Origin of the sequence: Pseudomonas sp. Teo4, assembly GCF_034387475.1 — a bacterium.
GTDB lineage: Bacteria > Pseudomonadota > Gammaproteobacteria > Pseudomonadales > Pseudomonadaceae > Aquipseudomonas.
This window is the reverse complement of sequence record NZ_JAXCIL010000002.1, coordinates 1,248,540-1,272,052: the sequence shown is the minus strand read 5'-3', so window position 1 is coordinate 1,272,052 and position 23,513 is coordinate 1,248,540. Positions and strand designations below refer to the sequence as shown.

The following is a 23,513-nucleotide window of genomic DNA, read 5'->3' as shown; positions in this document are numbered from 1 at the left end:
GCTCCCACAGGTTCACCACAACCCGTGTGGGAGCGGGTTTACCCGCGAAGGTTACAACACCACTCTCAAGCACTGCCCCGCGTGGTACAGCGAGAACCCGGACTCGTAGAACGCGGTGCGCAACGATGGCGCGCTGACCCCCGTCATCGGCGAGAACGGAATCGGCAGGCTGTCCGGGTCATCCTTGAGCAGAAACTCGGCGAACGCCCGGCCAATCACGGTTCCGGTGGTGTTGCCACGACCGTTGTAACCGGTCACAGCCACCAGCCCAGGCGCAGGCTCGAACAGGCGCATCAGGTGGTCGGGGGTGAAGTCGATGCAACCGGTCCAGTGCATCTCCCACTCGACCTTGCCCAGCTCAGGGTAGTAGTGACTCTGGATGCGATCCGCCCAGCTGCGCACGAACCAGGCCGGCTTGTTGTCGACCCGGCCCAGGCTGCCAAGCAGCAAGCGGCCTTGATCGTCACGTCGAATGCTGCTGAGCACGGTTCGGGTATCCCACGAACCCTGGCCATGTGGCAGCACCTTGTCGGCGGCGGCGCCGTGCAACGGCTTGGAGGCCACCTGGTAGTAGTAACCGCGGAAGAACTGCTTCTGCAGGTTGCTCCAGTCGCCCTCGGTGTAGGCGCCGGTGGAAATCACCACCTTGTCGGCGCGCACCGCACCGCGTGCGGTTTTCACCCGCCAGCCATCGCCGTCGCGCTCCAGGCCTTCGACCGACGACTGCTGGAACAGCTTGCCACCCAGGCGCGTGACCGCAGCGGCCAAGCCTTGGGTGTAGCCCATGGGGTTGATGGTGCCGGCGCGGCGGTCGAGCAGCGCGGCGGAAATCTTGTCGGTACCGCAGTATTCCTGGCATTGAGCGCCAGTCAGCAACTCCACGTCGGCACCACGGCGACGCCATTGCTCATGACGTGCCTCCAGGTCGGCGATACCGGTGGCATTGTGTGCCATGTGCAAGGTGCCTTTGTGCTGCGCCTGGCAGTCGATGCCGAGGCGGTCAATCATGGCGAACACCTCGGCCGGGGCTTCACCCAGCACCTTGTTCAGGCGGCTGCCTTGCTTCTGGCCAAGGGTTGCTTCGACATCGTCGGGGCGAATCCAGGTGCCGGCGTTGACCAGGCCGACGTTACGCCCGGAGCCTCCGTGGCCGATCTTCCAGGCCTCCAGCAGGATCACCGACTTGCCCTGTTCGAGCAGGTGGATGGCTGCGGACAACCCGGTGATGCCACCCCCGATCACGCAGACGTCAGCCTTGTGCTCACCGGCCAGGGCCTGGGCGGCGACGGTCGGTTTGGTGACGTGTTCCCACAAGCATTGTTGACGCAGTTCGGACATGGCCCGGCTCCAGCAATTTGTTCTTGTTTGGGGCTGCCTTGCAGCCCATCGCTGGCAAGCCAGCTCCCACAAGGATCGTCGTTGCCTGCACGATCACTGTGGGAGCTGGCTTGCCGGCGAAACGGGGGCAGAGCCCCCGCCTGCGGTCATCAGTCGAACACGATACCTTGTGCCAGCGGCAGCTCACGCGAGTAGTTCACGGTGTTGGTCTGGCGACGCATGTAGCCTTTCCAGGCATCCGAACCCGACTCACGGCCACCGCCAGTCTCTTTCTCGCCACCGAACGCGCCGCCGATTTCCGCGCCGCTGGTGCCGATGTTGACGTTGGCGATACCGCAGTCGCTGCCCGACGCGCTCTGGAAGCGCTCAGCTTCACGAATGTCGGTGGTGAAGATGCACGAGGACAGGCCCTGTGGCACTTCGTTGTTCAGGCGCAGGGCCTCTTCGAAGTCGTCATAGGCCAGCACGTAGAGGATCGGCGCGAAGGTCTCGTGGCGTACCACGTCGCTCTGGGCCGGCATCTCGGCGATGGCAGGCGACACGTAGTAGGCGTTGGGGTACTGGTCAGCCAGCTGACGCTCGCCGCCGAACACCTGGCCACCTTCGTCGCGGGCCTTGGCCAGCGCGCCCTGCATGGCATCGAACGACAGCTTGTCGATCAGCGGGCCAACCAAGTTGTCCTTGCGTGGGTCGCCGATGCGCACCTTGCCGTACGCGGCTTTGACGCGGGCAACCACTTCGTCCTTGATGGAGCGGTGCACGATCAGGCGGCGCAGGGTGGTGCAGCGCTGGCCAGCGGTGCCGACGGCGGAGAACAGGATGCCGCGCACGGCCAGGTCCAGGTCGGCGCTCGGGGCCAGGATCATGGCGTTGTTGCCGCCCAGTTCCAGGATGCTGCGGCCGAAACGAGCCGCCACACGTGGGCCGACTTCACGGCCCATGCGGGTGCTGCCGGTGGCGCTGACCAGCGGAACACGCGGGTCATCGACCAGGGCTTCACCAGCCTCACGGCCACCGATGACCAGTTGCGACAGGCCAGCCGGCGCATCGCCGAAGGCGTTCAGGGCTTTCTCGAACAGCGCCTGGCAAGCCAAGGCGGTCAGTGGGGTCTTCTCGGACGGCTTCCATACCACCGAGTTACCGGCCACCAGGGCCAGGGCGGTGTTCCAGGCCCAGACGGCAACCGGGAAGTTGAAGGCGCTGATAACGCCGACCACGCCCAGCGGGTGCCAGGACTCACGCATGTGGTGGCCAGGACGCTCGGAGGCGATGGTCAGGCCGTACAGCTGACGCGACAGGCCAACGGCGAAGTCGCAGATGTCGATCATTTCCTGCACTTCACCCAGACCTTCCTGGGTGATCTTGCCCGCCTCGATGGACACCAGCTCGCCCAGGTCGGCCTTGTGCTCACGCAGCACTTCACCGAACAGACGCACCAGTTCGCCACGGCGCGGAGCCGGAACACTGCGCCAGGCTTCGAAGGCGTTTTGTGCCTGATCGATGCAAGCGATGGTCTCGGCTTTGCCGAGCAGTTTCACCGAGGCGATCTGGCTGCCGTCGATCGGCGTGTGAACAGGGTAGTCGCCCTGGGTGTAAGCCTCGGCGGCAACGCCAAGGCGCTCGAGCAATCCAGCAACCATTTGTGCTTCTCCTACATCGGGTGATGGGGTGGAAAAATGATGTGGATCAGTATTAATCCGATCACACCAGTGCAACAAACGACCTTTATTCCGCATATCATTCCGTCAGGTAATGATTTCTGCCGCAGAGACCGCTATGTCAAAACGCCTGGTACCCTCCATGACCGCCCTGCAGTGCTTCGAAGCCGCAGCCCGTCACCTGAGTTTTACCCGAGCCGCCGAAGAGCTGCACCTGACCCAGAGCGCGGTCAGCAAGCAAGTGGCGCAACTTGAGGACATGCTGCGCCATCACCTGTTCCTGCGCATTCGCCGGCGCCTGCAACTCACGCCCGCGGGCAGCCTGTACCTGGCCGAGGTCAACAAGATCCTCACCCAGGTGGACATGTCGAGCCGCTATGTCCTGACCTATGGCGAGCAGACCGAGATATTGAAGGTAGCCACTCAGCCGAGTTTTGGCGTGCGCTGGCTGATCCCGCACCTGAAGGGCTTCGGCAAACGCCACGCGAACATCCATCTGGACATCCGCAACGAGATGGAGCCGTTTGCCCTGTTGCAAGGCTCGGCCGATGTGGTGTTCTTCTATGGCCAAGGCACCTGGCCGGGCGCCACCTGCGTTGAGTTGTTCGGTGAAGAAGTGGTGCCGGTGTGCGCGCCCGAGCTGCTGGCAGGGCGCACGCTGGCAGATGCAGGTGAGCTGGCAGAGCTGGTGCTGTTACAGAGCACATCACGGCCGGAGGCTTGGCACGAGTGGTTCCTGGAGCTTGGCTTGCACAGCGTCAGCGCGTACCACGGGCCGCGCTTCGATACGTTCTACATGGCGTTGAGTGCGGCGCAGGCTGGGTGTGGGGTGGCGCTGGTGCCGAAGTACCTGGCCGCCAAGGAATTGGCCGAGGGGAGCCTGGTCATTCCGTGGAATCATGCGATGCGCAGTGCGGGAGCACATTACCTGGCGTATGCCGAGCATGCCGCAGAGGTGCCGAAGGTGCGGGCGTTGGTGGAGTGGATTCGCGAGCAGCTAACGGCTTGAGGGCCTCTTCGCGGGTAAACCCGCTCCCACAGGTACTCCTGTGGGAGCGGGTTTACCCGCGAAAAGGCCAGCGAGGTCGATCATAATTGGAATGACACACCCACTTTTTTTCGCTTGTGGCCCAAGTGCATTCCCAGCTTTCATGTAAGCGTCCGAACCCAACCAGGAAGCTTGCGATGCCCGCCCACGATTTCGTCAGCCCCGACAGCATCCGTGCGCAGTTCTCTGCCGCCATGTCGCTCATGTACAAACAGGAAGTGCCGCTGTACGGCACGCTGCTGGAGCTGGTGAGCGAAATCAACCAGCAGGTCATGGCCCAGCAACCCGCGGTGGCCGAAGCCCTGCGCTGGACCGGCGAGATCGAGCGCCTGGACCACGAGCGCCATGGCGCGATCCGCGTGGGCACTGCTGAAGAACTGGCAACCATCGCCAAGCTGTTCGCCGTCATGGGCATGGAGCCGGTCGGCTATTACGACCTCAGCTCTGCAGGCGTGCCGGTACACTCCACGGCGTTCCGCGCCGTGCACGAACAGTCCCTGCATGTCAGCCCGTTCCGCGTGTTCACCTCGCTGCTGCGCCTGGAACTGATCGACAACCCGCAGCTACGCGAGCTGGCTCAGGGCATCCTCGCCAAGCGCAAGATCTTCACTGCACGGGTCCTTGAGCTGATCGCCCAGTGCGAGCGTGACGGCGGCTTGAACGCGGCCGACGCCAAGGCCTTCGTGCAGGAGGCCCTGCATACTTTCCGTTGGCACCACGACGCCACGGTCACCGCCCAGCAATACCAGCAACTGCACGATCAGCACCGCCTGATTGCCGATGTGGTGGCCTTCAAGGGCCCGCACATCAACCACCTGACGCCACGTACGCTGGATATCGACGCGATTCAGGTCGGCATGCCCGCCAAGGGCATCCCGCCGAAGGCCGTGGTCGAAGGCCCGCCCACCCGTCGCCACCCGATCCTGCTGCGTCAGACCAGCTTCAAGGCCCTGCAAGAGAAGGTTGCGTTCAGTGACCAGCAAGGCAGCGAAGGCAGCCATACCGCACGTTTCGGCGAAATCGAACAACGTGGTGCGGCGCTGACGCCTAAAGGTCGCCAGCTTTACGACACGCTGCTCGACGCGACCCGTGCAGCCCTGGGCGGTGTCCCGGCCGAGGCCAACGCCGAGCGCTACATGGCGTTGCTCAAGGAGCAATTTGCCGCGTTCCCGGACGACCTGGCACAGATGCGTGAACAAGGTCTGGCGTACTTCCGTTACTTCGCCACCGAGAAGGGGCTGGCCGCACGGGACCAGGACAATCGCCCGACCACGCTGGAAGGCCTGATCGAGGCCGGCCACGTGCACTTCGAGGCGTTGGTGTATGAAGACTTCCTGCCAGTGAGCGCGGCGGGCATCTTCCAGTCCAACCTGGGTGACGATGCCCAGGCCGAATACGGCAGCAATGCCAACCGCGATGCCTTCGAGGCTGCGCTGGGGCTGAAGGTGCAAGATGAACTGGCGTTGTATGCCCAGAGTGAGCGGCGCTCGCTGCAGGCGTGTGCGCAGGCATTGAACCTCGGGTCGATGTAAGGCTCCAGCCAGCAATCGCCGGCAAGCCGGCTCCTACACGATCTCAAGATGGCCTCGGTCGATGTAGGAGCTGGCGAAGCCTGCGATGGGCTGCAAGGCAGCCCCAAGCTTCACTAACGAAACCGATCCACTTCCTGCCTCAACTGCGCCGCCAGCCCTTCCAGTTCGCGGGCGGTAAACGCCAGCTCATTGGCCACATCACGCTGCTCACTGTTGGCCTGGGCGATGCTCTGCAAGTTACGGCTGAGCACCGTCGCAGTGCTGCTCTGCTCGTGCGTCGCGGTGCTGATCACGGCAAATTGCTCACCCGCAACGCGGCTCTGCTCATCGATGCGTGCCAGCGCCTCGGCTACCTTGTCGTTACGCTCCAGCCCTTCCTGCATCAACTGGTTACCCTGCTCCAGGGTGCTGATGGCATGCCCGGTCTGTTGCTGAATGCTGGCGATCATGCCGGAAATTTCGTCCGTCGCCTGGCGCGTACGGGCAGCCAGCCCACGCACTTCATCGGCCACCACGGCAAAGCCACGGCCCTGCTCGCCTGCACGCGCCGCTTCAATGGCAGCGTTGAGCGCCAGCAGGTTGGTCTGCTCGGCAATCGCGGTGATCACCCCGACGATTCCGCCGATTTCCTGGGAACGAGCGCCCAAGGTGTCCATCACCGTGGCCGTGCCACCCAGCGCCTCGGCGATCTGGCGCAGCGAGCTTGAAGCCTGGTCCATGGCATTACGGCCGATGCGGGTTTGCTGGGCATTGTCGCGGGCCATGCGCTCGGTGCCCGCCATGTTGTCGGCAATGTTCATCGACGTGGCGCTGAACTCCTCCACCGCGCCGGCCATGCTGGTGATCTCGCCAGACTGCTGTTCCATGCCTTCGCAAGCTCCGGCCGACAACCCGGCCAGCGAGCGAGCCCGGCCACTGACCTGCTCGGACGCACCGCGAATGTGCTCGACCATGGTCGACAGGGCCTCGCCCATCTTGTTGAAGCTGCGTGCCAGCTGGCCGATTTCGTCATGACTGGTGACGTTCAGGCGGGCATTGAGGTCGCCCGCACCAAGGGCTTCGGCCTGCAGTACCAGGTCATCAAGTGGACGCAGTTTGCGCCGCAGCAACCACAGTGTTGCCGCCACCGCCAGCAGCATGGCCAGCAGGCTGCCGATGGCCAGGCGCAAGCCAACACTCCAGGTCACCTCGCGAATTTCCGCTTCCGGCATGCTCGCGACCACGGTCCATGGGCCTTCGGCGAACGGTGCGGTAACGCTGAACAGCGGCTGCTCTGCATTGGCCGGCGGCACCAGCCATTTGCCCTGCTCATCGCGCAGGGCCAGCGAACCGGTTTCACCAATGCGGAACCGCTTGAGATTGGCGAACTGGGCATTCTGCGCGTCGGTGTAGTCGAAGCCGACGAACAGCACGGCAATCACCCGGCCACTGCCATCGCTCACCGGCACATAGCGGGTCATGTAGTTGCGTTCGAACAGCACGGCACGCCCGACATAGGTCTGCCCCGCCATCAACTTCCCATAAGCCGGGTGCTGGCGGTCGAGCTGGGTACCGATGGCGCGGCTGCCGTCCTGCTTGGTCAGCGAGGTGCTGATGCGTACGAAGTCGTCACCACTGCGCACGAACAGGGTCGCGACACCCGCAGTCATCCGCTGGAATTCATCGACCTGCTGGAAGTCGTTGTTCAGCAGGTGCTCGCCCAGGTACAAGGCAGGCGTTGCCTGGCCTGCCACGTTCACGGACTCACCGGCATGCACTGACAGACCCGAGGCAAAGCGCCGCTCGAACAGGCCGCTCAGGCGTTGGGTATTGTCCTTGAGCGAGCTGTGGAAGGTTTCGAGCTGGTCGGCCAACAGTCGGGCCTCACTGGCCAGGTGTTGCTGGCGGGTGGCGAGGTTGGCATCGTCAAGCGAGCGCAGGGCGAACAAGGTACTGCCGGTGATGACCAGCGCCAGCACAATGGCGAGGGCGATACCAAGCTGCGAGGCAATGCGGGCACGCGGTTGAGACATGAGGGAAGCTCCTGGCAAGAGGCCGGGATCATCCTGATCGCGCTGACCGCCTGCGGGTTATCGACGGGTACCGCATCCTCTACCGGGACGCTGGTGCCATGACATCGGCGTCGCAGGGGAATACTTGAGTGTCGGACCTGGGTATTCGCAAACGTTTTCTTTTTTCGTCAGTTGGGGCCCTATCGCCGGCAAAATCTGCACATCCGGCAAACTCACCGCCGCCGCCTCTTCCTGCAGAAATACGCTCAACCGCCGCAACCGCTCCCCGCCCGGCCGGGTGCGCGGCCATACCAGGTAGTAATCCATGCCACTGGGAACCGCCGTAGGCCACGGCAGGCTCAGGCGCCCTTGGGCCACGTCCTCCGCCACCATCAGCAGGTCACCCATGGATATCCCATAACCCCGGGCAGCCGCGATCATGCCCAGCTCCAGTGTGTCGAACACCTGGCCGCCCTTGAGCGAGACCTTTTCAGCAAGCCCCATGCGCTCCAGCCAGGCCCGCCAGTCACGCTTGTCCGGCGTCGGGTGCAGCAGCTCGATACCCGCCAGCCGGCGCTCGTCCCAAGGGCCATCCTTGAGCAGGTCCGGCGCCCCCACCGGAATCAGCAACTCGGAGAACAACCGGCGCACTTCCCAGTCCGACGGGAACACGCCGTCACTGAGCAGCACCGCGCAGTCGAACGGTTCCTGGTTGAAGTCCACATGGTCCACATCCATCCAGGCACTGGTCAGCTGCACTTCGTTGCCCGGCTGCAGATGACGGAAGCGGCTCAGGCGCGCCAGCAGCCAACGCATGGTCAGGGTCGAAGGGGCCTTCATGCGCAGGATGTCATCCTCACCGCGCAAGGTGTCGCAAGCCCGCTCCAGCGCGGCGAAGCCTTCGCGGACGCCCGGCAGCAGTACCCGGGCGGCCTCGGTCAGCTGCAGGCTGCGACCGCTGCGCACGAACAGTCGGCAGGCGAAATGTTCCTCCAAGGTGCGGATGTGGCGGCTGACCGCACTCTGGGTGATCGAAAGTTCTTCACCGGCGCGGGTGAAGGAACTCAGCCGGGCGGCGGCTTCGAATGCGCGCAATGCATAAAGCGGCGGCAGCTGACGGGACATGGGGCACCTGGCAGAGGGCGTTGGAAAAGGATGCACAGAATCATATATGCATGAGTTCAACTCATGCCAACCATCGCTTTTATCCTTTTGTGGAAAGCTGACCAAAGCCTCAGAATCGTCGCCTCGCTCACAGGATCCGGAACAAGGACATCAACCATGCATGTAGCGCCCACTACCGAACTCAAGGCTTTGCTGCGCCTGGCCGGGCCGCTGATCGCCTCGCAGTTGGCGCACATGCTGATGGTGTTGACCGACACCCTGATGATGGCCCGCATCAGCCCGCAGGCCCTGGCCGGTGGCGGCCTGGGTGCGGCGAGTTATTCGTTCGTGTCGATTTTCTGCCTGGGCGTGATCGCGGCGGTCGGCACCTTGGTGGCGATTCGCAAAGGTGCCAATGACATCGAGGGCGCAACCCGCCTGGCACAGAATGGCCTGTGGTTGGCATGGGGCCTGGCGTTGGTGGCGGCGCTGGCACTGTGGAACCTCGAGCCGGTGTTGCTGCTGTTCGGCCAGAAGCCGGAGAACGTCGCCTCTGCGACCGAATTCCTGACCCTGTTGCCCCTGGCCCTGCCTGGCTACCTCACGTTCATGGCCTTGCGTGGTTTCACCAGCGCCCTGGGTCGTTCGACGCCAGTGATGGTCATCAGCCTTGTAGGCACAGTGCTCAACTACCTGTTCAACGTCGCGCTGATCGAGGGCATGTTCGGCCTGCCCAAGCTGGGCCTGATGGGTATCGGCATGGTGACCGCCGTGGTCTCGATGGGCATGGCCATCGCCCTGGCGCTGTACATCCACTGGCATCCGGCCTACGACGCCTACCCGCTGCGCAAGGGCCTGTCGCGCCCTTCCCTGCCCGCGCTGCGCGAACTGTGGCGGCTGGGCCTGCCGATTGGCGGCACCTACATGGTGGAGGTCGGCCTGTTCGCCTTCGCCGCGCTGTGCATGGGCGTGCTCGGCAGCACGGAGCTGGCGGCCCACCAGATCGCCCTGCAAATCGTGTCCACCGCGTTCATGGTGCCTACGGGCCTTTCCTATGCCGTGACCATGCGCGTGGGGCTTTACTACGGGGCCGGCAACCTGCTGGCGGCACGCAGCGCCGGGCGCGTGGGCATCGGTTTCGGGGCGATGATCATGTTCGCCTTTGCCGCGCTGTTCTGGCTGCGCCCGGAAATGCTGGTGAGCCTGTTCATCGATGGCGACGACCCGGCCTTCGCGGCAATCTACCACCTGGCGGTAAGTCTGCTGATGGTCGCGGCCTGGTTCGAGTTGTTCGATGGGGTGCAAACCATCGCCATGGGCTCGATCCGAGGGTTGAAGGATGCCAAGACCACCTTCCTGATTGGCCTGTGCTGTTATTGGTTGGTCGGGGCGCCGGCTGCCTGGCTGCTCACCTTCAACCTTGGTGGTGGCGCGGTAGGCGTATGGTGGGGGCTGGCCCTGGGGCTGGCGTGTGCTTCGGTGGCTTTGACCATCGGCTTCGAATGGCGGATGAAGCGGTTGCTGGGGAAGACGGCAGGTCGTGGTGAGGCTACTGTTGCGGCCTGACTTCAGGGCCTCTTCGCGGGCAAGCCCGCTCCCACAGGTCTCTACCACTGAACAAAAGGACCGTGGAAAACCTGTGGGAGCGGGCTTGCCCGCGAAAGGGCCCTAGAGTGCCTGCGCCAAGGCGCTGACAGGCACCTGCTGCAGGTACTCGATCAACTCCCCGACCGGCAACGGCTTGCTGACCAGGAACCCCTGCACCTGGTCGCAGCCAAACTCGCGCAGCAACTGCATCTGCTCTTCACTCTCGACCCCCTCGGCCACCACTTCGAGGTTGAGGTTGTGCGCCAGGTTGATCATGGCGTGCACCAGCTTGCGGTTCTCCTCGCGCATCTCCATTTCGGCGACAAAGCTACGGTCGACCTTGAGCAAGGTGATCGGCAGGCTATTGAGGTGGACGAATGACGAGAAGCCGGTACCAAAGTCATCCAGCGAAAAGCGCACGCCCAGCCGCGCCAAGGCATCCATGGTCTGGCGCACCAGTTCGTTGCGACGCATGACAGCGGTCTCGGTGAGCTCGAACTCCAGCCAGCGGGCATCGACACCATGTTCGATGATCAAACGGCTCAGGGTCGCCAGCAACTGACTGTCCTGAAACTGGCGGAAGCTCAGGTTCACCGCCATGTGCAAAGGTTCCAGCCCCTGTTCACGCAAGGCCTGCATGTCACGCAGGGCACGGGAAATCACCCAGTAGCCCAAAGGCACGATCAGCCCGCTCTGCTCGGCCAGCGGCACGAACTCGCTTGGCGGCAGCAGGCCACGCTCGGCATGACGCCAACGCACCAGGGCTTCCAGGCCGACGATGCGGCCATCTTCCAGGTCAAGCCGTGGCTGGTAGTGCAGTTCCAGCTCATCACGGCGCAGTGCGCGGCGCAGTTCGCTTTCCAGGTCGGCCAGGCTGCGCGCGTTGCGGTTGATACGCTCATTGAACACATGGAAGGTACAACCCTGGCTGCCCTTGGCCTGGCGCATGGCGATATGGGCGTGCCACATCAATGGGTCTGGACCACTCTGAGCGCGGGCATGGGCCAGGCCCAGGCTGCAGCCCAGCAGCAGGCTTTCGCCATCGATCCAGAACGGTTCGGCCAAAGCCTCGACGATACGCTCGGCCATCCACTCCGCACGGTTGGCATCGCGGCGGGTGTCGATCAGCAAGGCGAACTCATCGCTGCCCAGGCGTGCCAGCTGGTCACCCGCTTCGAGTTGCTGCTTCAGGCGGGCAACCACCTGCAGGATCAAGCGGTCGCCGCTCTGATGGCCAAGGGCATCGTTGACGTGGCGGAAGTTGTCGAGGTCCAGGTGGCCGAGCGCCACGCCGCGGCCTTCGTTCTCAGCCAAGCGCGCGGTCAGCAAGGCCTGGAAGCCCTGGCGGTTGGCGATGCCGGTGAGCGGGTCTTGCTCGGCCAGGCGCTGCAAGGTGGCGACCAGCACGCCGCGCTCACGCACATGACGCAACGAACGGCGGATGGCATCGGCACTGAGTTGGTCACGCACCAGCCAATCACTGACGGCGGTGGGCTGTGAGTCAGGCTCATGGTCGAGCAACAAAATAGTGGGCAATTCGCAGCGCCCCGGTGCTGGCTGCAAGGCCGGGGTGGCCAGAACCACCGCTTGGCGGTCCTGGTTGAACAGGGTATCGACAGCCTCCCAATTGGGTGCGGTCAGCAACACGGCACTGCCGCCCAAGGGCAGCATGCACTCGCGTAACAGGGCAGCCCATTCCGGCTCATCAGCCAACAACAGCAAACGCAAAGGTTCGACAGGCGTGGACAAGCGGGCTCCTTAAGGCTTGGACAGTGAAGCGTATGAGGCCGGCTATGCTACTGCATTAATGAAAATGATTTTCACTTTTAGACATATCCTTGCCTGCAGTGCTCCCCGACGCATTTTGACGTGCATCCTGCGCGAAACTCGTCCAACCAGCAAATCCGATTTTTTCCATGGCTAGCATGAGCCTGACTAATAGTAAGCGCGGACAAAAGTCTGACTCAGACGTCAGACGGTCGCGCCACAACCGCCCCATGCCTGTTAGAATGCGCGGCTATTTTCTGGCGACCCCCGGTTTCTAGCATGTCCCGACTCAATCCCCGGCAACAGGAAGCCCGAGACTACGTCGGCGGCCCTCTTTTGGTGCTCGCCGGTGCAGGCTCCGGCAAGACCAGCGTGATCACGCGCAAGATTGCCCACCTCATTCAGAACTGTGGCATCCGCGCCCAGTACATCGTGGCGATGACCTTCACCAACAAGGCCGCACGCGAGATGAAGGAGCGGGTCGGCACCCTGCTGCGCCCGGGGGAAGGCCGAGGCCTGACGGTGTGCACCTTCCACAACCTGGGCCTGAACATCATCCGCAAGGAGCACGAGCGCCTCGGCTACAAGCCTGGTTTCTCGATCTTCGACGAGTCCGACATCAAGGCGTTGCTGTCGGACATCATGCAGAAGGAATATTCCGGCGACGACGGCATCGACGAGATCAAGAACATGATCGGTGCCTGGAAGAACGACCTGATCCTGCCCGCCGAAGCCCTGGAAAAGGCACGCAACCCCCGCGAACAGACCGCCGCCATCGTCTATACCCACTACCAGCGCACGCTCAAGGCGTTCAACGCAGTGGACTTCGACGACCTGATCCTGCTGCCGGTCAAGCTGTTCCAGGAGCACCCGGACGTGCTCGAACGCTGGCAGAACCGCGTGCGCTACCTGCTGGTGGACGAGTATCAGGACACCAACGCCAGCCAGTACCTGCTGGTGAAGATGCTGATCGGCATGCGCAACCAGTTCACCGTGGTGGGCGACGATGACCAGTCGATCTACGCCTGGCGTGGCGCCCGACCAGAAAACCTCATGCTACTCAAGGAGGACTACCCCTCCCTGAAAGTGGTGATGCTGGAGCAGAACTACCGCTCCACCAGCCGCATCCTGCGCTGCGCCAACGTACTGATCGCCAACAACCCGCACGCGTTCGAGAAACAACTGTGGAGCGAGATGGGCGTGGGCGACGAGATCCGCGTGATCCGCTGCAAGAACGAGGAAGCCGAGGCCGAACGCGTGGCCATGGAGATCCTCACCCTGCACCTGCGCACCAATCGCCCGTACAGCGATTTCGCCATTCTTTATCGTGGCAACTACCAGGCCAAGTTGATCGAGCTGAAGCTGCAGCACCACCAGGTGCCGTATCGCCTGTCGGGTGGCAACAGCTTCTTCGGCCGTCAGGAGGTCAAGGACCTGATGGCCTACCTGCGCCTGCTGGTGAACCCGGACGACGACAACGCCTACCTGCGGGTGATCAACGTGCCGCGCCGGGAAATCGGCTCGACCACCCTGGAAAAGCTCGGCAACTACGCCACCGAGCGCGGCATCTCGATGTACGCCGCCAGCGAGGAGCTGGGCCTGGGTGAGCACTTGGACGCCCGTTACACCGAGCGCCTGCAGCGCTTCAAGCACTGGCTCGACGGGGTACGCCACAAGGTCGCCCTGGACGACCCGATTGCCGCGCTGCACGAGATGATCCGCGACATCGACTACGAGAACTGGATCCGCCAGCAGACCGCCAGCGACAAGGCGGCGGAATTCCGCATCAGCAACGTCTGGTTCCTGGTCGAAGCGCTGAAAAACACCCTCGAGAAGGACGAAGAGGGTGACATGACCATCGAGGACGCCATCGGCAAGCTGGTGCTGCGCGACATGCTCGAGCGCCAGCAGGAAGAGGAAGAAAACGCCGAGGGTGTGCAGATGATGACCCTGCACGCCTCCAAGGGCCTGGAGTTCCCCTACGTATTCATCATGGGCATGGAGGAGGAAATCCTCCCGCACCGCTCCAGCATCGAGGCCGATACCATCGAAGAGGAACGCCGCCTGGCCTACGTGGGCATCACCCGCGCACGCCAGACCCTGGCCTTCACCTTCGCCGCCAAACGCAAGCAGTACGGCGAGATCATCGACTGCACGCCAAGCCGGTTCCTCGATGAACTGCCGCCTGACGACCTGGCCTGGGAAGGCCTGGACGACGCGCCCGTGGAAGTCAAAGCCGCACGCGGCAACAACGCACTGGCCGATATACGGGCCATGCTCAAACGCTGATCACCTTTAAACTTTGCTACGGCACATCGCCGCGGCCACCTTTGCTACATCGAGGAATACCACAGTGGAAGCACTGCATCAGAAGATTCGCGAAGAAGGCATCGTGCTTTCCGACCAGGTTCTTAAAGTCGACGCGTTTCTCAATCACCAGATCGACCCTGCGCTGATGCAGCTGATCGGTAACGAGTTCGCCCGTCTGTTCGCCGACGCTGGCGTGACCAAGATCGTCACCATCGAAGCCTCGGGTATCGCCCCGGCGGTGATGGCCGGCCTGAAGCTGGGCGTGCCAGTAATCTTCGCCCGCAAGCACCAGTCGCTGACCCTGACCGAGAACCTGCTGACCGCCTCGGTGTATTCCTTCACCAAGCAGACCGAGAACACCGTGGCCATCTCGCCACGCCACCTCAACAGCAGCGACCGCGTGCTGGTGATCGACGACTTCCTGGCCAACGGCAAGGCCTCGCAGGCACTGATTTCGATCATCAAGCAGGCCGGTGCCACCGTGGCCGGCGTGGGTATCGTCATCGAGAAGTCGTTCCAGGGCGGCCGTGCCGAGCTGGACAGCCAGGGCTACCGCGTTGAGTCGCTGGCCCGGGTCAAGTCGCTGGAAGGTGGCGTGGTCAGCTTCATCGAGTAAGGCCTGATGCCTGTCCCTGTGGGAGCGGGTTTACCCGCGAATACGACGGTGATCTCACCGCCGCCTTCGCGGGTAAACCCGCTCCCACAGGTGCCAATGTAGCCCTTTGGATTCAGCCGGTTGCCTTCAGTCCCGCCAGCAACAGTCGCTGATAAAGCTCTTCCTTGAGCCCCTGCGGATCATCCAGCTGCATCCGCTCAAGGTGCGTTTCATACCCCTCAGGCCCTGGCGCATCCAGCGCGGCCTTGCCCAGCTCCAACACCTCGCTCAGCCTGAACTTGCTCTTCAACCAGTTCAGCGCCCGCAACAGGTCCTTTTCCTCGGCTGTGAAGTCACTCCCCAGCGGATACTCCGGGAACAAACGCGCATGCCGCGAACGAATTGCCTCCAGACGCTCAGGCGTGTTGTCGGTAAAGCGCGCATCCAACTGAAAGTCCTTCGCCAGCTTGCCCGCCGCCTTGGCCTGTTCCATCAACTCGCCCTGAAACCGCGAGTCGCACACTGCCAGCAACCGCGCAATCACCTCACTGTCGGTCTGCCCGCGCAAGTCGGCGATGCCGTACTCGGTCACCACGATGTCGCGCAAATGCCGGGGAATGGTGCAGTGTCCATAGGTCCAGAACAGGTTGGAACTGACTGTGCCGCCAGATTCGCGCCAACTGCGCAGCAGCAGGACCGAACGCCCGCCCTCCAGGGCGTGGCCTTGGGCGACGAAGTTGTACTGCCCGCCCACACCGCTGAGCACACGGCCATCTTCCAGCTGGTCGGCCACCCCGGCGCCAAGCAAGGTCATGCCGAACGCTGTGTTGATGAAACGCGCATCACGGCGTTGGCGGCGTTTGAGTTCTTCCTGCCCGTACAGCTCGTTGATGTAGCTGATACGGGTCATGGCAAACCGCGCCCGCTGCTCAAGCGGCATCTCCGCAAGCCTTTGGTAGAACGCCTGGGGGCCGAGAAAAAAGCCACCATGCAACACCGGCCCCTGCTCATCCGCCGGGCGCCGCAGCAAGCCTGCTTCAGCCAGCACCAGCAGGCCGTTGACGAACATCTCGCTGCAGCCGTACAGGCCCTGGGCAAAAGCACCCAGCCCCCTTTCCCGTGCGATCAGCGCCTGCCACGGGCCGACATCAAGTTCGTCGAGAACGGCACGGTAACCGGCGTTGTCACCCTGACGCGCCAGCAGCGCCGCCGTTACCGCATCGCCCATGGCGCCGATGCCGATCTGCAAGGTGCCGCCATCGCGCACCAGCGAGCTGGCATGCAGACCAATGCAGTGGTCCTGGGTGGTGACCGGCATGTTCGGGGTGGAAAACAGCCGACGTTGCTCCGCCACGTCGATCAGCAGGTCGAAGTCGTCGATGTTTAACTCAGCATCGCCCGGCATATAGGGCAGTTCGGCATGCACTTGGCCGAGCATGAGAATGGTTTCGCCGGCCTCGCGGCGCCTGGCGATCATTGGCAGCAGGTCGAGGGTGATATCGGGGTTGCAGGCCAGGCTCAGGTGCACTGGCCTTTCCGGTGTGGCAGCGACCAGTTGGGCGATCAGGTTCAGCCCCTTGGCATTGATGTCGCGGGCGGCGTGGCTGTAGTTGCTGCTGATGTAGTCCTGCTGAGCGGTCTCGCTGTGCAACAGGCTGCCGGGTTGCATAAAGAACTGCTCGACGCGGATGTTCGGCGGCAGTTTGTCGTTACGCAGGTCAGTAAGGTAGGTGAGTTCTTCGTAGTCAGCGAACACGCGTTCGACGAAGGGTTCGAGGAAGCGTCGTTGCAATCCATCGCCCAGCGGGGGGCGGCCTAGGGTGAGCGCGGTGTAGATCGTCAGGCGGCGTTCGGGCAGATCGCGGACCCGCGCGTACAGTGCGTTGACGAAGGCGTTGGGTTTGCCCAGGCCAAGGGGTAGGCCCATGTGGATGTGGGCAGGCAGGCGGGAGAGAACCTGCTCGACGGCCTGATCGATGGAGCAGAGGTGCATCTGGGCCTCCTGAGTCATCCGTGTATTCAGGGGTTGGACATGTGCATGAGCGGGTTGGTTGCCTGTACCGGCCTCATCGCCGGCAAGGCTCCCACAAGGACCGCGCCGACCTCAAGATCACCGCAGTACCTGTGGGAGCCGGCTTGCCGGCGATTGGGCCAAGTCAACCAACACAAAAACAAAACCCGCCATGAAGGCGGGCCTTGTGAAAATCAGCAGTCGCTCACAACCCCGACATCTTCTTGATCGCCCCTTTCAGGTCATCATCCGAGCAGTCGGCACAGGTACCTTTCGGCGGCATGGCGTTGATACCGGTAATGGCCTTGGCCAGGATGCCATCGAGGCCGCCCTGGTGGTCGGCACGTTCCTTCCACGCTGCGGTGTCGCCAATCTTCGGCGCACCAAGCAGGCCGCTGCCATGGCAGGCGTTGCAGTGCTTGGCAATGATTTCGTCCGGGGTCTTGGCCCCGCCGCCGCCCGCCGCGGCGGCCACTTCCATGCCCTTGCACTCCTGGCCTTGGACGCACACCTGGCCTACCGGCTCCAGGCGCTTGGCGATGTCGTCGTTGGTTGCAGCTGTTGCGTTGATTGCCCAGAGGGCGAGTACGGCGGCTGGTACGGCCAGCATCTTCTTGATTTGGTTCACGCGAACACCCTCATGGTGGCTAATCACGCCCGCGCCACGGAAATGCGAGCGTTGAAAAGTATAGCGGGAACCCGGAACCCGTGAAACGACCCCACAGGGGAAAGGGGTATTGGCGAAACAATACGCTGCGCTGGATCAAAAGTTTGAAGGCGTAGCCGCGCTGATCAGCCGGGCCGGCTCTTCGAACGGGTTACGGAAACGATGCGGGCGCGTGCTTTCGAAGTAGTAGCTGTCGCCTACTTCGAGGATGAAGGTCTCGTTCCCCACCACCAGCTCCAGACGCCCTTCCAGCAGGATGCCGGTCTCTTCGCCATCATGGGTGAGCATCTCTTCGCCGGTGTCGGCACCTGGCGGATAGACCTCGTTGAGGAAGGCGATTGCACGGTTGGGGTGCGACTTGCCTACCAACTTCATGGTCACCGCACCGTCCGAGATGTCGATCAACTCGTGGGCCTTGTAGACGATCTGGGAGGGGCTTTCAGGTTCCAGCTCGACCGAGAAGAACTCGACCATGGACATCGGGATGCCACTGAGCACCTTGCGCAGCGAGCTGATCGACGGGCTCACGCTGTTCTTCTCGATCATCGAGATGGTGCTGTTGGTCACACCCGCACGCTTGGCGAGTTCACGCTGGGACAGGCCCTTGAGCTTGCGGATGGCTTGCAGTCGTTCGCCGACGTCCAAAGCTGGAGCCTCCTGAAACGGTAGAGATGGGGGGGTGATGTGAACGATATCATGGCAATGCCGTTCAGTATTTACAACACACCGCCCATCATCCTGTCCGCTTCGGCGCCTTATTCGCCGCAATAGTCCAGCGGCACGCGCTTGAGGTTGCAGAAGATCTGGTACGGAATGGTACCTGCGTGCATGGCCACATCGCTGGCCAACACCTGCTTGCCCCAAAGCTCGACCGGGCTGCCGATAGTGGCTTCAGGCACGTCAGTGAGGTCGACACAGAGCATGTCCATCGACACCCGGCCAATCAGCTGGGTGAGCTTGCCGGCGACCATCACCGGCGTACCGGTGGGTGCCTGGCGCGGGTAGCCGTCGGCATAGCCCATGGCGACTACACCGACGCGGGTTGGCCTTGGGCTGATGAACTTGGCGCCGTAACCCACCGGCTCGCCGGCCGGCAATTCGCGTACGCTGATGATGCGCGATTGCAGGGTCATCACTGGCTGCAAGCGCGCAGCCTCGGCCTGGTCCACCTCGAAAGGGGTGGCGCCGTACAGCATGATGCCAGGGCGTACCCAGTCGCTCGGGGCCTGCGGCCAAGCCAGCACGCCCGGGGAGTTGCGCAGACTGCACTCGGCAGCCAGGCCTTGGCGGGCAGCCTCGAACACGGCGATCTGCTCGGCGGTGGCGTCGGCATCCAGCTCATCGGCGCGGGCGAAGTGGCTCATCAGCACGATGCGCGAGACCTTGCCGCTGGCCAGCAGCCGCTGGTAGGCCTCTTGGTAATCCTTGGGGTGCAGGCCGACACGGTGCATGCCGCTGTCGAGTTTGAGCCAGAGGGTCAGGGGCTTGCTCACCTGGGTCTTTTCGATCGCCTCGAGCTGCCACAGCGAATGCACTACGCACCACAGGTCATGCTCAGTAATCAGCGCCAGCTCGCTGGCTTCGAAGAAGCCTTCGAGCAGTAGCACGGGTGCCTTGATACCTGCGGCTCGCAACTCCAGCGCCTCTTCGATGCAGGCTACGGCAAAACCATCGGCTTCAGGTTCCAACGCCAAGGCACAGCGCACGGCGCCATGGCCGTAGGCGTCGGCCTTGATCACGGCGAGAGCCTTGGCACCGGTGAGTTCACGGGCCAGTCGGTAGTTGTGGCGCAGGGCTTGGAGGTCAATCAGGGCACGGGCGGGACGCATGGCGGCAGCCTTATGGTGGTTCAGGTTGAAATCGGTGTTGGATTAATCGCCGGCAAGCCGGCTCCCACAAGCACTCCACAGGACCAGAGCACTGCGCTGATCCTGTGGGAGCCGGCTTGCCGGCGATAAGGCCGGATCAAGCGATCCTTACTGCTGGTGGACCGGCGCGGTCTGCCCGTGCTTGGCCACTTCCCGGCTGTTGCCATAACGGGAGATATCCAGGCCTTCGGCGCTGATCTGTGGCTTTTTGCGCGCAATCAGGTCTGCCAGCAGGCGACCAGAGCCACACGCCATGGTCCAGCCCAAGGTACCGTGACCGGTGTTCAGGAACAGGTTACGGAACGAAGTCGCACCCACGATCGGCGTACCGTCCGGGGTGGCTGGGCGCAGGCCGGTCCAGAAACTGGCCTGGCTCAGGTCGCCGCCGCGAGGATAAAGGTCGTTGACGATCATCTCCAGCGTTTCGCGTCGACGCGGGTTCAGCGACAGGTCAAAGCCGGCGATTTCAGCCATGCCGCCGACACGGATACGGTTGTCGAAACGGGTAATGGCGACCTTGTAAGTCTCGTCGAGAATGGTCGAGGTCGGCGCCATGTCGGCGTTGGTGATCGGCACGGTCAGCGAGTAACCCTTGAGCGGATACACCGGGGCCTTGATACCCAGCGGCTTGAGCATCTGCGGCGAGTAGCTGCCCAGGGCCAGCACATAGCGGTCGGCGGTTTCCAGCTTGCCATCGATCCATACGCCATTGATGCGATCACCCGCGAAGTCCAGACGCTGGATGTCCTGACCGAAGCGGAACTCAACGCCCAGCTTCACGGCCATATCGGCCAGCTTGGTGGTGAACAGTTGGCAGTCGCCGGTCTGGTCGTTGGGCAGACGCAGGGCGCCGGCCAGGATGTCTTTCACACCCGCCAAGGCCGGTTCGACGCGGGCGATACCGTCGCGGTCGAGCAGTTCGTAAGGCACGCCGGACTGTTCGAGAACAGCAATGTCCTTGGCTGCGGCGTCCACCTGAGCCTGGGTGCGGAACAGCTGGGTGGTGCCCAGGGTACGACTTTCATAGGCGATGCCAGTTTCAGCGCGCAGCTCGTCGAGGCAGTCGCGGCTGTACTCGGACAGGCGCACCATACGCTCCTTGTTCACCGCATAACGGCTGGCGGTGCAGTTGCGCAGCATCTGCGCCATCCACAGGTACTGGTCAACGTCGCCGGTGAGCTTGATGGCGAGCGGAGCATGGCGCTCCAGCAGCCATTTGATCGCTTTCAGCGGCACGCCAGGAGCGGCCCAGGGCGAGGCATAACCGGGCGAGATCTGGCCAGCGTTTGCGAAGCTGGTTTCCATGGCAACCGCTGGTTGGCGGTCGACCACCGTCACTTCGAAACCTTGCCGGGCCAGGTAGTAGGCGCTGGCGGTTCCGATCACACCGCTACCAAGTACCAGAACTCGCATTGTTTATTCCTCGCACGCGGCGCACCGCAGTCTTTTGTTGAAATGGCATGGATGCGCGCAGTATATGAAGGTAGGCCCAGTGCAATTCACTATATAAAAGCCTATTATTGGCGAGAATTCTCGGCAAAATCGCCTTTCACGGAGGGGCATCCCCTATGAGAACCCAGCACCAGAGCAAGCGTGAACTGGACAAGATCGACCGCAACATCCTGCGCATCCTGCAGAATGACGGGCGAATTTCCTTCACCGAACTGGGCGAGAAAGTTGGGCTTTCCACCACCCCTTGCACCGAGCGCGTACGCCGCCTGGAGCGCGAGGGCATCATCATGGGCTACAACGCACGGCTCAATCCGCAGCACCTGAAGGGCAGCCTGCTGGTGTTCGTCGAGATCAGCCTGGACTACAAGTCTGGCGACACCTTCGAGGAATTCCGCCGCGCGGTGCTCAAACTGCCGCATGTGCTGGAATGCCACTTGGTTTCCGGCGACTTCGACTACCTGGTGAAAGCGCGCATTTCGGAGATGGCCTCGTACCGCAAGCTGCTGGGCGACATCCTGCTCAAACTGCCGCACGTGCGTGAGTCGAAGAGCTACATCGTGATGGAAGAGGTGAAAGAGAGCCTCTGTCTGCCGATTCCGGACTGACGCTACACCAGCACCTGGCGCGTGGTGGCGATGAACTGGTGAACGAGCTGCTCGGCCTCGGGTTCGATCATCTGTTCAGGGCCACGACCACGCGGGCAGGCCATGCGTGGGGTGGTACCGAAAAGGCGGCAGATCATCGGGCGATCTTCGTACACCGTGCAGCCTTCAGGGCCCAGATGGACGCAGTCCAACCGCTCAAGCGCCGCGTCCTGCTCGGCCTGGGACTTGCGCGGCAAGCGGGCCATCTCCTCGGCCGAGGTGGTGACCGGGCCGCAGCAATCGTGGCAGCCGGGCTCGCACTCGAACGACGGGATCAGCTCTCGCAGGAAGTGGATCTTGTGGCGGTTACAGGACATGGCGGAATACAGAATTGAAGGTAGACGTTGAATTATAGGGCCAATCGCCGGCAAGCCGGCCCCCACAGGTAACCCACTCATCTCAGGAGCAGTGTTGATCCTATGGGAGCCGGCTTGCCGGCGATGAGGCCAGTTGCCCCACTGCAAAACCCCGGCTTATCCTCCCCATTCTGCCCCAATGCCCAGGAACCGCCCCATGATCCACAGCGCGCAGCACGCCGCCTCCTACTACGCCGCCAGCAGCGCGCCACACCCCGATCATCCCTACCTGCAGGGCGAACACAGCGCGGACGTGTGCATCGTCGGCGGCGGCTACTCGGGCCTGAACACCGCCATCGAGCTGGCCGAACGCGGTCTGTCGGTGATCCTGCTGGAAGCACGCAAGCTGGGTTGGGGAGCCAGCGGACGCAACGGCGGGCAGCTCATTCGAGGCGTCGGTCACGGCCTGGAGCAGTTCAAGCCGGTGATTGGCGAGGAAGGCGTGCGCAGCATGAAGCTGATGGGCCTGGAAGCGGTGGATATCGTCCGTGAACGCGTCGAGCGCCACGCCATCGACTGTGACCTGACCTGGGGCTACTGCGACCTTGCAAACAAGCCGGGCGAACTCGAAGGCTTTGCCGAGGATGCCGAAGAACTGCGCAGCCTGGGCTACAAGCACGAGCTTCGGCTGGTCGCAAAGGAAGATATCCACAGCGTGGTCGGCTCCGACCGCTACGTCGGCGGCCTGATCGACATGGGTTCGGGCCACCTGCACCCACTCAATCTGGCCCTTGGCGAAGCGGCCGTGGCCAGCCGCCTCGGCGTGCGCCTCTACGAGCAGTCCGAGGTCAGCCGCATCGAATACGGCCCGCAGGTGAAGGTGTACACCGCCCAGGGCCAAGTGCGCGCCAAGACCCTGGTGCTGTGCTGCAACGCCTACCACAATGACCTCAACCGCGAACTGGGCGGCAAGGTGCTTCCCGCCGGCAGCTACATCATCGCCACCGAACCACTCGGCGAAGAACGTGCCCGCTCGCTGCTGCCGCAGAACATGGCGGTGTGCGACCAGCGGGTAGCACTGGACTACTACCGCCTGTCTGCCGACCACCGCCTGCTGTTCGGTGGCGCCTGCCATTATTCGGGTCGCGACCCAAAAGACATCGCCGCTTATATGCAGCCGAAAATGCTCAAGGTATTTCCGCAATTGGCTGATGTGCGCATCGAGTACCAATGGGGCGGCATGATCGGCATCGGCGCCAACCGTCTGCCGCAAATCGGCCGCCTGGCCAGCCATCCGAATGTGTATTACGCACAGGCCTACTCAGGCCACGGAGTCAACGCAACCCACCTGGCCGCACGCCTGCTGGGCGAGGCCATCAGCGGCCAACACAGCGGACGCTTCGACCTGTTCGCCAAAGTGCCGCACATCACCTTCCCTGGGGGCAAGCACCTGCGTTCGCCGATGCTCGCGCTGGGGATGCTGTGGCATCGACTTAAGGAACTGGTGTAGTTCTGGGTATGTCTTGAGTCTTCGGTGAGGTCGAGATCGAGCGCCGCCCACGCGGCGCATCGCGAGCAAGGCTCGCTCCTACGTCTGTTACTGGCCAATTATGCCTGCGAGATTCGCGCGCGAACGCCTAGGCGC

17 protein-coding genes and 2 pseudogenes are annotated in these 23,513 nt (G+C 63.0%); 7 read left to right on the top strand and 12 right to left on the bottom strand.

All coding sequences use genetic code 11. The features are described from left to right. Window positions 1–51: 51 nt before the first annotated feature. Window positions 52–1,338: an FAD-binding oxidoreductase gene (locus PspTeo4_RS22075; protein WP_322365982.1), complete on the bottom strand. Its 1,287-nt coding sequence runs from the start codon at window positions 1,336–1,338 to the stop codon at window positions 52–54. A 149-nt stretch (window positions 1,339–1,487) separates the two neighbouring features. After that, entirely contained in the window at window positions 1,488–2,978 is a 1,491-nt protein-coding gene (locus PspTeo4_RS22070; protein ID WP_322365981.1) for an aldehyde dehydrogenase family protein, read from the bottom strand. 136 nt (window positions 2,979–3,114) lie between these two features. Between PspTeo4_RS22070 and PspTeo4_RS22065 the strand changes: the two genes are divergently transcribed. Together PspTeo4_RS22065 and PspTeo4_RS22060 are read left to right on the top strand one after the other, a co-directional pair. Then, window positions 3,115–4,005, top strand: coding sequence for a LysR family transcriptional regulator (locus tag PspTeo4_RS22065; RefSeq protein WP_322365980.1), 891 nt, complete (start codon window positions 3,115–3,117; stop codon window positions 4,003–4,005). Between the two features lie 176 nt (window positions 4,006–4,181). Continuing rightward, window positions 4,182–5,576: a VOC family protein gene (locus tag PspTeo4_RS22060; protein WP_322365979.1), complete on the top strand. Its 1,395-nt coding sequence runs from the start codon at window positions 4,182–4,184 to the stop codon at window positions 5,574–5,576. A gap of 113 nt (window positions 5,577–5,689) precedes the next feature. Here the strand turns inward: PspTeo4_RS22060 and PspTeo4_RS30055 are convergent, their stop codons facing one another. The 3 genes and pseudogenes from PspTeo4_RS30055 to PspTeo4_RS22050 form a co-directional block, all read right to left on the bottom strand. After that, window positions 5,690–6,412: a methyl-accepting chemotaxis protein gene (locus PspTeo4_RS30055; RefSeq protein WP_416196990.1), complete on the bottom strand. Its 723-nt coding sequence runs from the start codon at window positions 6,410–6,412 to the stop codon at window positions 5,690–5,692. 132 nt (window positions 6,413–6,544) lie between these two features. Further along, window positions 6,545–7,588: pseudogene (locus tag PspTeo4_RS30050) on the bottom strand (Cache 3/Cache 2 fusion domain-containing protein); the annotation flags it as partial. A gap of 180 nt (window positions 7,589–7,768) precedes the next feature. After that, window positions 7,769–8,692: pseudogene (locus tag PspTeo4_RS22050) on the bottom strand (LysR substrate-binding domain-containing protein); the annotation flags it as partial. A gap of 156 nt (window positions 8,693–8,848) precedes the next feature. On the opposite strand from PspTeo4_RS22050, the gene PspTeo4_RS22045 reads away from it, so the two are divergent. Further along, entirely contained in the window at window positions 8,849–10,237 is a 1,389-nt protein-coding gene (locus tag PspTeo4_RS22045; RefSeq protein ID WP_322365977.1) for a NorM family multidrug efflux MATE transporter, read from the top strand. Window positions 10,238–10,339: 102 nt separating this feature from the next. Here PspTeo4_RS22045 and PspTeo4_RS22040 read toward each other — a convergent pair whose 3' ends face one another. Next, window positions 10,340–12,007 carry a bifunctional diguanylate cyclase/phosphodiesterase gene (locus tag PspTeo4_RS22040; protein ID WP_322365976.1) on the bottom strand — a complete coding sequence of 556 codons (1,668 nt, stop codon included), beginning with the start codon at window positions 12,005–12,007 and terminating at the stop codon, window positions 10,340–10,342. Between the two features lie 297 nt (window positions 12,008–12,304). Here PspTeo4_RS22040 and rep point away from each other — a divergent pair, with 297 nt between their 5' ends. Both rep and PspTeo4_RS22030 read left to right on the top strand, forming a co-directional pair. Next, a complete protein-coding gene (gene rep / locus PspTeo4_RS22035; RefSeq protein WP_322365975.1) occupies window positions 12,305–14,314 on the top strand; it encodes a DNA helicase Rep in 2,010 nt (669 codons plus the stop codon). 64 nt (window positions 14,315–14,378) lie between these two features. Continuing rightward, on the top strand, window positions 14,379–14,951 hold the full coding sequence (locus PspTeo4_RS22030) for a xanthine phosphoribosyltransferase (protein WP_322365974.1): 573 nt from the start codon (window positions 14,379–14,381) through the stop codon (window positions 14,949–14,951). A 112-nt stretch (window positions 14,952–15,063) separates the two neighbouring features. Here the strand turns inward: PspTeo4_RS22030 and PspTeo4_RS22025 are convergent, their stop codons facing one another. The 5 genes from PspTeo4_RS22025 to dadA form a co-directional block, all read right to left on the bottom strand. After that, window positions 15,064–16,923: an acetyl-CoA hydrolase/transferase C-terminal domain-containing protein gene (locus PspTeo4_RS22025; protein ID WP_322365973.1), complete on the bottom strand. Its 1,860-nt coding sequence runs from the start codon at window positions 16,921–16,923 to the stop codon at window positions 15,064–15,066. Between the two features lie 223 nt (window positions 16,924–17,146). Further along, a complete protein-coding gene (locus PspTeo4_RS22020; RefSeq protein WP_322366914.1) occupies window positions 17,147–17,551 on the bottom strand; it encodes a c-type cytochrome in 405 nt (134 codons plus the stop codon). Between the two features lie 153 nt (window positions 17,552–17,704). After that, entirely contained in the window at window positions 17,705–18,253 is a 549-nt protein-coding gene (locus PspTeo4_RS22015) for a cupin domain-containing protein (RefSeq protein WP_322365972.1), read from the bottom strand. Window positions 18,254–18,363: 110 nt separating this feature from the next. Then, window positions 18,364–19,437 (bottom strand): alanine racemase, encoded by a 1,074-nt coding sequence (alr, locus tag PspTeo4_RS22010; protein WP_322365971.1) that lies wholly within the window; start codon window positions 19,435–19,437, stop codon window positions 18,364–18,366. 147 nt (window positions 19,438–19,584) lie between these two features. Then, a complete protein-coding gene (gene dadA / locus PspTeo4_RS22005; RefSeq protein WP_322365970.1) occupies window positions 19,585–20,889 on the bottom strand; it encodes a D-amino acid dehydrogenase in 1,305 nt (434 codons plus the stop codon). 155 nt (window positions 20,890–21,044) lie between these two features. On the opposite strand from dadA, the gene dadR reads away from it, so the two are divergent. Continuing rightward, a complete protein-coding gene (gene dadR / locus PspTeo4_RS22000; RefSeq protein ID WP_003258963.1) occupies window positions 21,045–21,533 on the top strand; it encodes a transcriptional regulator DadR in 489 nt (162 codons plus the stop codon). A gap of 2 nt (window positions 21,534–21,535) precedes the next feature. Here dadR and PspTeo4_RS21995 read toward each other — a convergent pair whose 3' ends face one another. After that, window positions 21,536–21,889, bottom strand: a complete 354-nt coding sequence (locus PspTeo4_RS21995) for a YkgJ family cysteine cluster protein (RefSeq protein ID WP_322365969.1) — start codon at window positions 21,887–21,889, stop codon at window positions 21,536–21,538. Between the two features lie 196 nt (window positions 21,890–22,085). Between PspTeo4_RS21995 and PspTeo4_RS21990 the strand changes: the two genes are divergently transcribed. Continuing rightward, the gene (locus PspTeo4_RS21990; RefSeq protein WP_322365968.1) at window positions 22,086–23,378 is read left to right on the top strand and encodes an FAD-binding oxidoreductase; all 1,293 of its coding nucleotides are present in this window, start codon (window positions 22,086–22,088) and stop codon (window positions 23,376–23,378) included. The last annotated feature ends 135 nt before the right edge of the window (window positions 23,379–23,513 follow it).

What these genes read in the sequence shown, in the direction of transcription:
- PspTeo4_RS22075 (WP_322365982.1), bottom strand. Translation starts at nt 1,338, where the DNA reads ATGTCCGAACTGCGTCAACAATGCTTGTGGGAACACGTCACCAAACCG.
- PspTeo4_RS22070 (WP_322365981.1), bottom strand. Translation starts at nt 2,978, where the DNA reads ATGGTTGCTGGATTGCTCGAGCGCCTTGGCGTTGCCGCCGAGGCTTAC.
- PspTeo4_RS22065 (WP_322365980.1), top strand. Translation starts at nt 3,115, where the DNA reads ATGTCAAAACGCCTGGTACCCTCCATGACCGCCCTGCAGTGCTTCGAA.
- PspTeo4_RS22060 (WP_322365979.1), top strand. Translation starts at nt 4,182, where the DNA reads ATGCCCGCCCACGATTTCGTCAGCCCCGACAGCATCCGTGCGCAGTTC.
- PspTeo4_RS30055 (WP_416196990.1), bottom strand. Translation starts at nt 6,412, where the DNA reads ATGGCCGGCGCGGTGGAGGAGTTCAGCGCCACGTCGATGAACATTGCC.
- PspTeo4_RS22045 (WP_322365977.1), top strand. Translation starts at nt 8,849, where the DNA reads ATGCATGTAGCGCCCACTACCGAACTCAAGGCTTTGCTGCGCCTGGCC.
- rep (WP_322365975.1), top strand. Translation starts at nt 12,305, where the DNA reads ATGTCCCGACTCAATCCCCGGCAACAGGAAGCCCGAGACTACGTCGGC.
- PspTeo4_RS22025 (WP_322365973.1), bottom strand. Translation starts at nt 16,923, where the DNA reads ATGCACCTCTGCTCCATCGATCAGGCCGTCGAGCAGGTTCTCTCCCGC.
- PspTeo4_RS22020 (WP_322366914.1), bottom strand. Translation starts at nt 17,551, where the DNA reads ATGCTGGCCGTACCAGCCGCCGTACTCGCCCTCTGGGCAATCAACGCA.
- alr (WP_322365971.1), bottom strand. Translation starts at nt 19,437, where the DNA reads ATGCGTCCCGCCCGTGCCCTGATTGACCTCCAAGCCCTGCGCCACAAC.
- dadA (WP_322365970.1), bottom strand. Translation starts at nt 20,889, where the DNA reads ATGCGAGTTCTGGTACTTGGTAGCGGTGTGATCGGAACCGCCAGCGCC.
- dadR (WP_003258963.1), top strand. Translation starts at nt 21,045, where the DNA reads ATGAGAACCCAGCACCAGAGCAAGCGTGAACTGGACAAGATCGACCGC.
- PspTeo4_RS21995 (WP_322365969.1), bottom strand. Translation starts at nt 21,889, where the DNA reads ATGTCCTGTAACCGCCACAAGATCCACTTCCTGCGAGAGCTGATCCCG.
- PspTeo4_RS21990 (WP_322365968.1), top strand. Translation starts at nt 22,086, where the DNA reads ATGATCCACAGCGCGCAGCACGCCGCCTCCTACTACGCCGCCAGCAGC.